Genomic DNA, 11,781 nt, shown 5'->3' on the forward strand with positions numbered 1-11,781 from the left:
AATCGTTGGAAACCCAACGATGTGCTATCGTTGGAACTCCAACATATGAACGGCCGATGAGGCGGGAGGCAGCGCCGTGAGTCCGCGAACGCGCACCATCGAGCCGGTGGAAACGCCGGACGGCCCGGAGCACCCACCGGTGGCGAAGCCGGACCCCGCGGCGACGCCGATCCCGGCTTCGGTGTGGCGGCTGGCGGCGGTACTCGCGTTCGGCGCGGTGATGGCCGGGCTCGACACCTCGCTGGCCAATGTCGGGCTGGACACCATCGGACGGCAACTCGGCGCGTCGCTCGGCGCGACCCAATGGATCACCAGCGCGTACCTGCTCGCCCTGGCCGGCGCCCTTCCGGCCTGCGGCTGGCTGAGCCGGCGGCTGGGTGCCGGCCGCCTGTGGCTCGGCTCGCTCGTCGCGTTCACCCTCGCTTCGGGCCTGTGCGCGATCGCGCCGGACGTCGGATTCCTGATCGGTTTCCGGGTGCTCCAGGGCATCGCGGGTGGCCTGCTGATGCCCGCCGGGATGACCATCCTCGGCCAGGCCGCGGGGTCGGCCCGGATGGGACGCGTCATGGCCGTCTCCACCGTGCCCGCGATCCTCGCCCCGGCCTTCGGTCCCGTGATCGGCGCCTTCCTCATCGGGCAGCTGTCGTGGCACTGGCTCTTCCTGATCAACCTGCCCATCGGCGTGCTCGGCCTGGTCTTCGGGCTGAAGACGGTTCCCCGCGGCGACCGCACGACCGGCGACCCGCTCGACGTGCCCGGCCTCCTCCTCGTCGTCACCGGCCTGCCCCTGCTGATCTACGCGATCACCCGGATCGCCGAACGCGGCACGCTGTTCGACGTCACCGCGCTCGTCACCCTGATCGCCGGAGCCGCCGCGCTCGGCTGGTTCGTCCGCCGGTCCCTGCGCCGAACGAACCCGCTGCTGAACCTACGCCTGATCACCAACCGGGTGTACGCCGCGGCCAGTGTCGCGGTGCTCTTCGGCGGGACCGCCCTGTTCGGCGGGATGATCGTGATGCCCCTGTACTTCCAGCTGCAGCGTGGCCTGGGCATCGTCGACACCGGCCTGCTGCTGATGGCGTTCAGCCTCGGCGCCGCCATGATGTTCCCGATCGCGGGCCGCCTCACCGACCGCTACGGCGGGGGACTGGTGAGCTCGGCCGGGCTGGTCGTGACCGTGGCGAGCACCGTGCCCATGGCCCTTTTCCCCGCCGACATCAGTCTGGTCACCATCGAAATCCTCCAGGTCGTCCGCGGCATCGGGATGGCACTCGCGGGCACTCCGGCCGTCTCGGCCGCGTTCGCCACCGTCGAGCGTCATCAAATGCCCGACGCCTCCTCCCAGATCAACATCCTGTCCCGCGTCGGCGGCGCGCTCGGCAGCGCCCTGTTCGTCGTCATCCTGACCAACGGCATCTCCTCGGACGAGGTGGGCGCAGCGACCACCACCGCGTTCCACACGGTGTTCTGGTGGATGGCCGCAGCAGCGATAGCGGCACTCGCCGGTGCCGGCTGGCTCATCGCCGAGGAACGCCGGCACACCGCACGGACCTCGCACGAAACCCCTACACCTCCAGTGAAAGGTCAGTAATGTCAACGGAAAACCTCCGCCTCGCGGTGATCATCGGCAGTGTCCGGGAAGGACGTTTCGGCCCTACCGCCGCCAGCTGGTTCGCCGCTGAAGCCCGCCAGCGCACCGATCTGGACGTCGACGTCATCGATCTCGCGGACGAGCCGCTACCGCATGTTCTCTCCGCGGCGCCCGCGCCCGAGACCGTGCAGACGCTGGAAACACTGACCCCGCGACTGGCGGCAGCGGACGCTTTCGTCGTCGTGACGCCCGAGTACAACCACAGTTTCCCGGCGTCGCTCAAGAACGCGATCGACTGGCACATGAAGCAATGGCAGGCGAAGCCGGTCGGTTTCGTTTCGTACGGTGGGTTCGCCGGTGGTTTGCGGGCGGTGGAACACCTTCGCCAGGTGTTCGCCGAACTGCACGCGGTCACCGTGCGGGACACCGTCAGCTTCCACAACGTCTGGGAACTGTTCGGCAAGGACGGCCTGCCGAAGGACGCCACTGGCTGCAACGCCGCCGCGAAGACCATGCTCGACCAGCTGGCCTGGTGGGGAACGGCCCTGCGCGAGGCGCGGGAGAAGCACCCCTACCAAAGCTGACCGCGTTCCAGCCGCTGCAAGGGGACGTCTCGACGAGGTCGTCCCGCTCGACGATCTCGATGTTCAGGTTCCGAGCCGACTCGGGGATGTAGTGACACCTGATCGCCGCGTTTGCCCCAGTCCCCGGTGACGTCGCAGTCAACTTGACACCTCAAGATATAGCACGGAGAATCACTTCTCTTGGCTACCGGACTGCATCAGAAGACCAAATACCGGCCGTCATTTTCGATTCTGACGTAGCTTTACTTTCGTGGCCGGACGAGATCATGACGACCAGGTGGCAAGATCCTTTCGAGCCGGTTTCCGTCGCGAACCTCATCCGGGCGGCGATTCGTTGCCGCATCAGCATCACGGCGGCTGCCGGCCGGATGAAGGAGCTCGGATGTCGCGTGCCCGGCTTGAAGACCGTGCTGCCTCCCTTGCTCGCGCACGTCCCGAGGCACGGAGCCGACAGACCGTGAAGGAACCCTGTCACGGCGAGCGCGACGCGCTCAGGCCCCTGGGCGACCCGTGGCCAATCCCAGGACCCACGGGGCCGCCGTGATCGTCACCTGGCGGCGCCGGCCACCTCGGGATCGAACCGTGAAGATCCGTCCTTCCCGGACAGTCACTGGCGCAGCAGTGGCAGGAGCTGGTCGCCCTGGCGCTCGATCTCCGGCAGATACGGGGTGTCCGACAGCACGAAGTGACTGATCCCGAGCGCCCGGTACTTGCGCAGCGATCTGGCGACGTCTTCGGCCGACCCCACGAGCCACGTCGTTCCGGCGCCGGCGCCACCGAACCGGCCTGGCGCGGTGTAGAGGTTGTCGTCCAGCACATCGCCCCGCGCGGCCAGGTCGAACAGCCGCTGCTGCCCGGTGGCAGCAGACCAGTCGGAGGTACGGGCGATCGAGCCGTTCGCCATCCGTTCGACCTTGGCCTCGGCGTCCGCCCAGGCCCGGTCCGTGGTATCCCGCACCACCGTCGTGACGCGAAGCCCGTACTCCAGCGGCGCGTGCTCACGCCCCAGCTTCTCGCCGAGCTCCTCCAGCCGCTCGATCCGTTCAGCGACGCCGTCGAGCGGCTCGCCCCAGAAGAGCTGAACGTCCGCCTCGCTGGCCGCGACCTCCTCGGCCGCCGCGGACGCACCGCCGAAGTAGAGCCGCGGGTGCCGGCGGCCGTCCCGGACGACCGGCCGCTGCGCCAGCGTGGAGCCGGTCACGCCGAAGTACTCGCCCTGGTAGGTGACGTCCTGTCCGGTCCAGAGCTTCCGCACGATCCTCAGGAACTCCTTGGTGCGGGCGTAGCGCTGGGACTGGTCGCCTTCGCCGTCACCGTAGGCGGCGAGGTCGTCCTTGCCCGACACGATGTTCACCAGGACCCGGCCCTGCGTGAGGTGGTCCAGGGTCGCGGCCGCGGACGCGAAGTGCGCCGGCTGCCAATAGCCCGGCCGGACCGCGATGAGCGGCTGGAACGTGCTCGTCCGCGCGGCCAGCGCGGCGGCGACGGTGAACGTGTCGGGCCGGCCCCAGCCGGTGCCGAGCAGCGCGCCGCCCCACCCGTGCGCTTCCAGCGCCTCGGCGTGGCGGGTCAGGGTGGCCAGGCTGTTGTGGTCGTCGGCGACGTCGTCACCGCGGTGGCCGGGTTCGGCCTGATTCGGGATGTACCAAAGGAATTCGATGCCCCGGACGGTAGGTGCCACGGCGGGTTCCGCCAACTCGTCCCACGGTTCAGGAATGATTGAACTCTGAACTATCTACTCGATAGCCTCCGGCGAAACGACAGACCTTCACCTCAGGAGTTGCTCCATGACCACGTCCACCACCGAGATCCCCGGCTACCTCAGCGGCACCTGGGCCATCGACCCGGTTCACTCCACCGTGACATTCACGGTGCGCCACCTCGGCGTCTCCAAGGTGCGCGGCCGGTTCGACACCTTCGACGGCACGATCGTCACCGGTGAGACCGTCCTCGGGTCCTCGGTGACCGCCACCATCCAGGCCACCGGCGTCAACACCAACAACGAGCAGCGGGACGGGCACATCCGCAGCGCCGACTTCCTCGACGCCGAGCAGCACCCGGTGCTGACGTTCACCTCCACCGGCATCCGCGCCGACGGTGGTGACTTCCTCATCGACGGCGACCTCACGCTGCACGGCGTGACCAAGCCGGTGACCCTGACGGCCGAGATCGGCGGCTTCGGCGACGGCGCCACCCCGGACAGCAAGGTGGTCGGCGTGTCGGCCAAGACGGAGATCAGCCGCGCCGCCTTCGAGGTCGGCGCCACCATCCCGGGCGCGGTCGTGTCGGACAAGATCACGATCGACCTGGACATCGAGGCCGTCCTGCAGCCGTGACAGCACACCTCGCCGTCGGTCAGTCCTCAATGGACGCCGTCGGGCACGGGAAGCCGTGCGTGCCCGGTCCGGCCTCGGCGCGGGTGCCGTCGGGCAGGACGATGTCGGCGGTGGTCCCGGGCGGGACGGTGACGTCGACGGAGAACCGCTCGCGCTCGATTCGCCAGGCCACTTCGATGGTGCCGTAAGGGCTTTCGTACCGCGCCTCGGCCCAGGTGATCCCCCCACCGGGCCGGGGCGCGACGGTGAACCGGCGGTAGGCCGGGATCCGGCGGTTCAGCCGGATCCCGGCGACGGTGCCGTGCAGGAACTCCACGACGCTGGCCCGCGTCGGCAGGTTCAGCGCGAGCCGCGTGGACCCGTCGGCGCCGATCCCGTCCCAGGTCTCCCAGAACGTCGTGCCGCCCCGCTCGGGCACCGACAGCCACGACGGCGTGCCGCGCTGGAACAGCAGCTCGTAGGCCAGGCCGAGGTGGCCCGTCGCGGCGAGGGTCGGCAGCAGCAGGTGCGTCGAGGGCAGGCCGGTGCCCGGGCGCGTCCCGGCGTCGCGGATCAGGGTCGCCAGCCGGGTCGCGGTGAACCCGCGCAGCGCCTCGGGCACCAGGTCGAACGCGAGCGCGCGCAGGTGCGTGGCCTGCGTCGGCTCCGTCAGCGTGCCGTCCGGGCGGATGAACTCCGCCTGCCACGCCGCGCGCACGTCCGCCGCGAGCCGCCGGTAGCGCCGGGCGTCGTCGTCACGGCCGAGCACCGCGGCGATCCGCGCCAGCAGCCGCGCCGAGCGCTGGAAGTACGCCGTGGCGAACACCGCGTGGTCGCGCGCGCTCATCTCTTCGACCACCGCGGCCGTGAACTCGTCGAGATCGGTGATCTCGGCCAGGTTGCGCCGGCCCAGCGTCACCAGCGGCTTGGGCGGGCCGGGCTCGAGGTGCTCGCCGAAGTGGTACCCGGTGTCCCACAGGAACTCCTCGTGCGGCGCCGGCTCCGGGCGCGCCGCCCGCCGGGCCGGGTGCCGGTTCTCGCGCGCGACCCGCACCACCCGCTCGACCCAGGCGGTCATCGACGGGTACTGCCGCGCGAGCAGTTCCTCGTCGCCGTAGGCGCGCCAGATCTCCCACGGCACCGAGACCGCCGAGTCACCCCAGCCGGCCTGCCCGTGCGGGATCGCGAACCGGGCGTCGCGGCTGCCCGGCCCGAGCGGGTCCGGGGCGTAGTTCCGGACCGTGCCGTCCGGCCACTGGTCGGCGGCCAGGTCGGCGAGCCACTTCACACTCAGCCCGGAGACGTCGTGCAGCAGCCGTGCGCCGCGCACGTTGAACCCCCAGTCGGTCCAGCCCGAGGTCTCCCGGGCGATCTCCGCCGTGGGGACGTCGCACTCCTGGTTGCGGTAGGTCCAGAACGCGATCTCGTGCAGCCGGTTCACCCGCTCGTCGCTGCACCGGAACCACCCGGTACGCGGCAGGTCCGAGCTGACGGCGACCGCCGTCACGTCGTCGGGGCCCAGCCTGCCGGGGTGGCCGTCGATCCGCAGGTACCGGAAGCCGTGCCGGGTGTGCCGCGGCTCGAAGACGTCGCCGGCCGCGCCCGCGGAGACGACGCGGTCGCCCTGGATCCCGCGCGGCGGGTCATACCAGCGCAGCGTCGCCGTCGCGCCCGTGGTGTCGACGTCCCCGTCGGGGCGCAGAGCTTCGGCGTGGGTCAGCCGCAGTTCGGTGCCGCGCGGGCCGAGGTTCGCCAGCCGCACCCAGCCGCCGAGGTTCTGCCCGAAGTCGACGATGTGCCGGCCCGGCCGGGTGCGGGTGACCGACACCGGCAGCAGTTCCTGCACGCGGCGCACTTGTGGCGCCGGCGAGGACACGAGCCGCGCCGCGACCGGCGGCCGCACGACGACCGGCGCCCACTCCCCCGGCGGGACCCCCGGCCGGGTCCAGCCGGTGAGGTCGTCACGCAAATCCGCCTCGACGCCGTCGAAGAAGTCCGCGCCCTGCACCGCCCCGGCCGCCGACCGCCAGCCGGGCCCGGTGCCGGCCACGGCCGTCGTCCCGTCCGCGTAGTCGATGTGCAGCTGGGCCAGCAGCGCCGTGCGGTCGCCGAACCCGTCGGGCAGCCGGTGGTAGGAGGTGCGGCCGCGGTACCAGCCGTCGCTCAGCGTCGCGCCGAACACGGCCTCGCCCGGCCGCAGGTGACCGGTGACGTCGTGGGCCTGGACGTGCAGGCGGGTGCGGTACGCAGTCAGCCCCGGCGCCAGTTCCGCGTCACCGACGCGCTCGCCGCCGAGGAACAGCTCGTAGAGCCCGTGCGCGGTCGCGTACACGCGGGCGCGGGCGACCGGGCCGGTGACCGTGAACGTCGTGCGCAGGTGGTAGGCGGGCCGGAAGCCGGGCGGCGGGACCTCGGCCTCCGCCGGCCCGATCCAGGAGGCGGACCAGTCCGTCGGCGCCAGCAGCCCGGTCTCCCACGACAGTGGCGCCGACCAGTCGCTCACCCCCAGGTCCGTGCGCACCCGCACGGCCAGGCGCACGGGTTCGCGCGACACCGGTGCGGGCCCGCCGTGCGGGCGGAACAGGCTCCGGTCCGTTTCGACCCACCCGGTGTCCCACGCCCGGCCGCCGGCGTCCCCGCGGATCCGGTAGGCCCGCTGCTCGCGGGCACCGTCCGGGAGGCGCCAGCTGACCCGCGGCGCGGGTACGGTGACGCCGATCGGCACGGCTCGGTGCTCGACTCGCAGATCGCTGGGCGCGTTCACCCGATCCCCTTTCCACATCCGGTGGTGGCGCCCATGCTCACACGGGCCCGGGTGGTAACAGCAATGTGCCTTCTTCCCGGCGGGACGGCCGCCGCCTAGATTCCCCTTCGTGGCAACAGGCGATCAGCACGCGAGCAATCCACTGTGGACGAAGGGGCGGCCCCGGCGGTGAAGTTCTACGGGTTGGCACCCATCCGCTACCTGGACTCGGCGGACGACGACGAACACATCGCGACGCGCAAGAGCTTCGAGTTCACCGTGGCCACGGCCGTGCGGCTGGAAGAGCTGGGCTTCGACGGTTTCGGCGTCGGCGAACGCCACCACTGGCCGTTCCTGTCCAGCGCGCCGCCGGTGGTGCTGGCGCACATCGCGGCGCTGACCACGCGCATCCGGCTGTTCACCGGTGTGACAGTACTGTCGGTGCTGGACCCGGTCCGGGCCGCCGAGGACTACGCGACGGTCGACCACCTCAGCCGTGGCCGGCTGGAGCTGATCGTCGGCAAGGGCGCCGGGCCGGGCGGAGAGCTGTTCGGGCTGCGGCCGGACGAGCAGCGGCACGCGCTGGCCGACAACTTCCGGCTCCTGCACGAACTCTGGACCGCGAACGACGTGTCCTGGGCCGCCGTCCGGCGCCCGCGCCTCGACGGCGTCACCACGCTGCCGCGGCCGCACGCCGGCCGCCGGCCGCGGATCTGGCACGGCAGTTCGTCGTCACTCGACTCGGTCGCGCTGGCCGCCGAGTACGGCGACCCGGTGGTGTTCTCCAACGCCGCCGCCACCAGTGAGAGTGCCCGCCCCCTGGTGGCGCACTACCGCGCGGAGTGGGCCAGGCACGGCCGGCCCGCCGACCAGCTCTTCACCGGCGCCGGCACCCCGGGGTTCCTGGTGGCCAAGACGTCCCAGGCCGCGATCGAAACCTACCGGCCGGTGTACGAGCGGTACGCCGCGCTGCAGCGCGGGTTCGGCGGGCGGCCGTCACACCCGACGGTCGAGGAGTTCGTCGAGTACTCCCCCGCGCTCGTCGGCAGCCCCGAGCAGGTGATCGACAAAGTGCACCGGCAGCACGAGGTCTTCGGGCACTCGGTCGCGGTGTTCAGCGTCGACCCGGACGGCCTGGCCGAGGACAGCCACTGGACCTCCCTCGACCTGTTCGCCTCCGAGGTGGCACCGGTCCTGCGCACCGCGTTGCCGGACCCGCCGGCCTGACAGTGCGTGGGACGCCTTGCCCGAGCCGCCCGGCCGTGTGAAGCTGCCGACTCCCCTGGGGAAAGGGAGCACGATGGCTGCAGCGGCCGGTCTGCCCGACGACGTCGATCCCGGCGCGTGCGCGGCGTTCCGCACCGCGCTCGACCGCGTCGGCAGCAAGTGGGGCATCGCGATCATCGTCGTCACCAGCGGCGGGCCGGTCCGGTTCGCCGATCTGCACCGCGCCGTGCCCGGGATCAGCAGGCGGATGCTGACCCTCACCCTGCGCACGCTCGAACGCGACGGGCTGCTGGTGCGCACCGTGTACCCGACGGTGCCGCCGCAGGTGGAATACGCGGCAACGGACCTGGCGAAGGATCTGTTCGCGTCGACCCGCGCGCTGTCGGACTGGGCCGAGCACAACCACGAACGCCTCGAGGCCGCCCGCCAGACCTACGACACCGACGAAACCGCGCGCCAGTACTAATGAACCTTGTTCAGCCGTCGAGGTCGCGATGGACCACGCGGTCGGCAGGCTCCCCACCGCCGTTCCCCTCTGACAGCACGAAGGCCGCTTCCCGGCACGGAAGCGGCCTTCGTCGGTTCAGTGGTGGTGGCCGCCCGAAGACGCCGCCGGCGAGTGGCCGACGTCGCGTCCCCGTGCGGGCGGCCGGATGCCGTAGCGATGCGACCGGCGAGCCGGACGAACTCACCGGTTCCGTACCGAGGCGGCTCAGCGACAACAGACCCGGCCCGCCGCCGCCCACGATCGTGCGAGTCTTCGTCCCGTTGCCATGCACCGAAAACGAGAAGGCGTGCATGAACTGTCGACCATGCCCGAAATCTGAACTCCGTTCGGAATTCAGACCGGGATCGCGTTCAGCTGCCTGTCCCAGTCGGGGTACTTCGCGAGCTTCGCGCGGTGCAGGCCGACGATCTTCGCGCCGGTGTCCGGGTCTGCGTCGTCGGTGAACCGCACCGCCGAGAGCCGCGCCAGGCTCGGCAGGATGACGTCGTCTCCGGCCAGGTGCACCGGGTCGTGCATGTACCGCTCCAACGCAGCGAGGTCCGCCACGCCGACGCAGTAGGCGTGCGTGAATCCGTCGGCCGGATCGCCGAGGTCCCGCCCCACCGTGCCGAACGCGGCGGACTCGACACCCGCCGTCCGCCGCATGGCTTGGAGGACGGCTTCGCGTTCGTCGCCGGTGACGTCGTCGCGGAAGCGGAACCGCAGCAGGTTGACGATCATGAGGGCCTCCCGGGTGAACTCGTGAGTTCAAATTAGCGTACTCACGAGACCGTTGTAAACTACGGTCATGACCAATGCGCGCGGCCGGATCGACAAGCGGGAGGCGATCCTCGAGGCCGCGTTCGCCGGCTTCGCCCGGGTGGGCTACGACGCGGCGAACGTCCAGGAGATAGCCGCCGAAGCCGGCGTGGCAAAACCCACGGTCTACAACCACTTCCAGGACAAAGAGACCCTCTTCCGCGCCGCGCTCGCCGCCGCCGCGGCGCAGGTCGCGGCGGCCAACCTCGCGGCGGTCGGACGCATCACCCCGGGCGAAGACCCACGGCGGACTCTCACCCGCGCGGCCCGCACCTTGGCCCGCCGTTGCTGCGATGAGCAGTCCCGCGCCTTGCGCGCGCTCACCTACGCGCAGCTGAGCCGCTTCCCGGAGCTGCTGACGGAGGTCCACGCGGTCACCGCCGGACGGCTGGGTGACGCACTGGCGGATCGCCTCGCCCGGCTGATGGTCGGCGGACAGCTGCGCCACTGCGACCCCGCACTCGTCGCGGAGCAGTTCCTCGCCTTGCTGACCGGCCCGCTCGAACGCCGCTCCCAGCTCGGCACACGTCCTCTTCCAGCGGCCGAAATCGACGCGGTCGCCGACCAAGCCGCCGAAACGATCATGCGCACCTTCGCCGCCTGAGCCTCCTCAGTTCCCGGCTACCGGGTGCGCCACCGCAGCACGTTCCGTTCCGGCTCCGCCCGTTGCCGGCGCATTCGATGAACGAGGTGATCGTCTCGGACGGCAGCGCGCGCAGGTCCCGGTAGGACAGTTCGATCGGTGCCTCGGCCGGCGCGCCGCGCAGCCCGGAGCCGAACAGCTTCAGCCGCCAGGTCGCGGCGTCCAGCACCGGCGTCGACGTGTGATCACGGACGAAGAACCGGTCGACCGGGGTGAGGTAGCTCTGGCCGCGCACGGCTTCCCAGCGCGTCTCGGCATTGGTCCCGTAGACGTCGAATAGCTCCGGCGGCAACGGTTTCACGATCGGCCCGCCGGCCTCCGCGGCCACGCCCGGCGCGGAGGTTCCCGCGGCCAGTGCCAGGCCGCCGGCCGCGGTCTGCCGCAGCAGGTCACGCCGGTTCAGTCCCGGCATCCGCGCCCGGCCGTCCCGCCACTGCGCCACGCGGGTCCGGTCGTAGGCCGTCTCGTCGTTCAACGCCGTCATGCGGGCATTCTCGGGGCCCGGTTCCCGGACGGCCGGCCTTTTGCCGGGCTTTCAAGCGACAGCGGAGCCGTGGTCCGGCGGGACACGCACCGTCGCGAATTCGGTTCGCCGCCGGAGGACGAAGCCCAAGGACTGGTAGAGCCGGATCGCGGGTGTGTTGGTCGCGACGGTGTGCAGCAGCGGAGTCTCGCTCCTCGCCCGGATGCCCGCCGCGACCCCGCGGACGAGCCGAGTGGCCAGGCCCTGTCCCCGGTATGCCGGGTCGGTGCAGACCGCGCTGATCTCGGTCCAGCCGGGCGGGTGCAGCCGCTCGCCGGCCATGGCCACCAGCGCGCCGTCACGACGGATGCCCAGGTAGGTGCCGAGTTCTATGGTTCGGCTCCGGAAGGGGCCGGGTTGGGTGCGGTCGACCAGTTCGAGCATTTCCGGCACGTCGGCGGGCCCCAACCGGATCGCTTCGGGGTCCACCGCGGCCGAGACTCCGGCGTCGACGAGCTGGACTCCGGCCAGCTTGCCGACCCGCTCCCATCCGGGTGGCAGGAGGGCGGCGCCGTCGACCGGGACGACCGCGCCGGGGCCGGCGAGCTCGGCGATGTCCTGCCACACCCGCTCGTCCGCGTCGTCGGGGATCGCGAGGAACGGGGCGACGTCCTCCGGGTAGCGCAGGACCTGCCCGTGCCGCTCCGCGAACCGGGCGTGCGGGCCGGTCAATGATGTCCACATAGGATTGTCCAATACGGACTTTGCCACCATCCGGACACCTCGACATCGGGGAACATGGTCGGACTTCATCGTCGCCCGCGCGATCGTCGCGGTCAACGAGAGCCTGGTGGCTCCCACATCCTGAACCTGTTCACGATATGGGAGTCCTGGCCGGAGCGTGGACAC

11 protein-coding genes are annotated in these 11,781 nt (G+C 71.2%); 6 read left to right on the forward strand and 5 right to left on the reverse strand.

All coding sequences use genetic code 11. The features are described from left to right. Positions 1-76: 76 nt before the first annotated feature. Positions 77-1,591, forward strand: coding sequence for a DHA2 family efflux MFS transporter permease subunit (locus tag ACLJQF_RS02160; protein ID WP_410606483.1), 1,515 nt, complete (start codon positions 77-79; stop codon positions 1,589-1,591). Beyond that, a complete protein-coding gene (locus ACLJQF_RS02165; RefSeq protein ID WP_410606484.1) occupies positions 1,591-2,175 on the forward strand; it encodes an NADPH-dependent FMN reductase in 585 nt (194 codons plus the stop codon). Before ACLJQF_RS02160 ends, ACLJQF_RS02165 begins: the two co-directional genes overlap by 1 nt. Before the next feature lie 607 nt (positions 2,176-2,782). On the opposite strand, the gene ACLJQF_RS02170 is transcribed toward ACLJQF_RS02165, so the two are convergent. Further along, positions 2,783-3,856, reverse strand: a complete 1,074-nt coding sequence (locus ACLJQF_RS02170; RefSeq protein WP_410606485.1) for an LLM class flavin-dependent oxidoreductase — start codon at positions 3,854-3,856, stop codon at positions 2,783-2,785. A 106-nt stretch (positions 3,857-3,962) separates the two neighbouring features. Here ACLJQF_RS02170 and ACLJQF_RS02175 point away from each other — a divergent pair, with 106 nt between their 5' ends. Further along, positions 3,963-4,511: a YceI family protein gene (locus tag ACLJQF_RS02175; protein ID WP_410606486.1), complete on the forward strand. Its 549-nt coding sequence runs from the start codon at positions 3,963-3,965 to the stop codon at positions 4,509-4,511. 19 nt (positions 4,512-4,530) lie between these two features. Here the strand turns inward: ACLJQF_RS02175 and ACLJQF_RS02180 are convergent, their stop codons facing one another. Beyond that, positions 4,531-7,254, reverse strand: coding sequence for a family 78 glycoside hydrolase catalytic domain (locus tag ACLJQF_RS02180; protein ID WP_410606487.1), 2,724 nt, complete (start codon positions 7,252-7,254; stop codon positions 4,531-4,533). Between the two features lie 144 nt (positions 7,255-7,398). Here ACLJQF_RS02180 and ACLJQF_RS02185 point away from each other — a divergent pair, with 144 nt between their 5' ends. Both ACLJQF_RS02185 and ACLJQF_RS02190 read left to right on the forward strand, forming a co-directional pair. Further along, complete coding sequence (locus tag ACLJQF_RS02185) at positions 7,399-8,460, forward strand: LLM class flavin-dependent oxidoreductase (RefSeq protein ID WP_410606488.1); 1,062 nt, start codon at positions 7,399-7,401, stop codon at positions 8,458-8,460. 73 nt (positions 8,461-8,533) lie between these two features. Next, positions 8,534-8,926, forward strand: a complete 393-nt coding sequence (locus tag ACLJQF_RS02190; RefSeq protein ID WP_410606489.1) for a winged helix-turn-helix transcriptional regulator — start codon at positions 8,534-8,536, stop codon at positions 8,924-8,926. Positions 8,927-9,301: 375 nt separating this feature from the next. Here the strand turns inward: ACLJQF_RS02190 and ACLJQF_RS02195 are convergent, their stop codons facing one another. Continuing rightward, positions 9,302-9,688, reverse strand: a complete 387-nt coding sequence (locus tag ACLJQF_RS02195; protein WP_410606490.1) for a Dabb family protein — start codon at positions 9,686-9,688, stop codon at positions 9,302-9,304. Positions 9,689-9,755: 67 nt separating this feature from the next. Between ACLJQF_RS02195 and ACLJQF_RS02200 the strand changes: the two genes are divergently transcribed. Further along, a complete protein-coding gene (locus tag ACLJQF_RS02200; protein WP_410606491.1) occupies positions 9,756-10,370 on the forward strand; it encodes a TetR/AcrR family transcriptional regulator in 615 nt (204 codons plus the stop codon). On the opposite strand, the gene ACLJQF_RS02205 is transcribed toward ACLJQF_RS02200, so the two are convergent. Both ACLJQF_RS02205 and ACLJQF_RS02210 read right to left on the reverse strand, forming a co-directional pair. Continuing rightward, positions 10,348-10,893 carry a molybdopterin-dependent oxidoreductase gene (locus ACLJQF_RS02205; protein WP_410606492.1) on the reverse strand — a complete coding sequence of 182 codons (546 nt, stop codon included), beginning with the start codon at positions 10,891-10,893 and terminating at the stop codon, positions 10,348-10,350. The genes ACLJQF_RS02200 and ACLJQF_RS02205 overlap by 23 nt on opposite strands. A gap of 51 nt (positions 10,894-10,944) precedes the next feature. Beyond that, positions 10,945-11,616: a GNAT family N-acetyltransferase gene (locus ACLJQF_RS02210; RefSeq protein WP_410606493.1), complete on the reverse strand. Its 672-nt coding sequence runs from the start codon at positions 11,614-11,616 to the stop codon at positions 10,945-10,947. Positions 11,617-11,781: the final 165 nt, after the last annotated feature.

The sequence above is a fragment of the Amycolatopsis sp. lyj-109 genome (assembly GCF_046548995.1).
In the GTDB taxonomy this organism is placed as follows: domain Bacteria; phylum Actinomycetota; class Actinomycetes; order Mycobacteriales; family Pseudonocardiaceae; genus Amycolatopsis.

What these genes read in the sequence shown, in the direction of transcription:
- ACLJQF_RS02165 (WP_410606484.1), top strand. Translation starts at nt 1,591, where the DNA reads ATGTCAACGGAAAACCTCCGCCTCGCGGTGATCATCGGCAGTGTCCGG.
- ACLJQF_RS02175 (WP_410606486.1), top strand. Translation starts at nt 3,963, where the DNA reads ATGACCACGTCCACCACCGAGATCCCCGGCTACCTCAGCGGCACCTGG.
- ACLJQF_RS02190 (WP_410606489.1), top strand. Translation starts at nt 8,534, where the DNA reads ATGGCTGCAGCGGCCGGTCTGCCCGACGACGTCGATCCCGGCGCGTGC.
- ACLJQF_RS02195 (WP_410606490.1), bottom strand. Translation starts at nt 9,688, where the DNA reads ATGATCGTCAACCTGCTGCGGTTCCGCTTCCGCGACGACGTCACCGGC.
- ACLJQF_RS02200 (WP_410606491.1), top strand. Translation starts at nt 9,756, where the DNA reads ATGACCAATGCGCGCGGCCGGATCGACAAGCGGGAGGCGATCCTCGAG.
- ACLJQF_RS02205 (WP_410606492.1), bottom strand. Translation starts at nt 10,893, where the DNA reads ATGACGGCGTTGAACGACGAGACGGCCTACGACCGGACCCGCGTGGCG.
- ACLJQF_RS02210 (WP_410606493.1), bottom strand. Translation starts at nt 11,616, where the DNA reads ATGTGGACATCATTGACCGGCCCGCACGCCCGGTTCGCGGAGCGGCAC.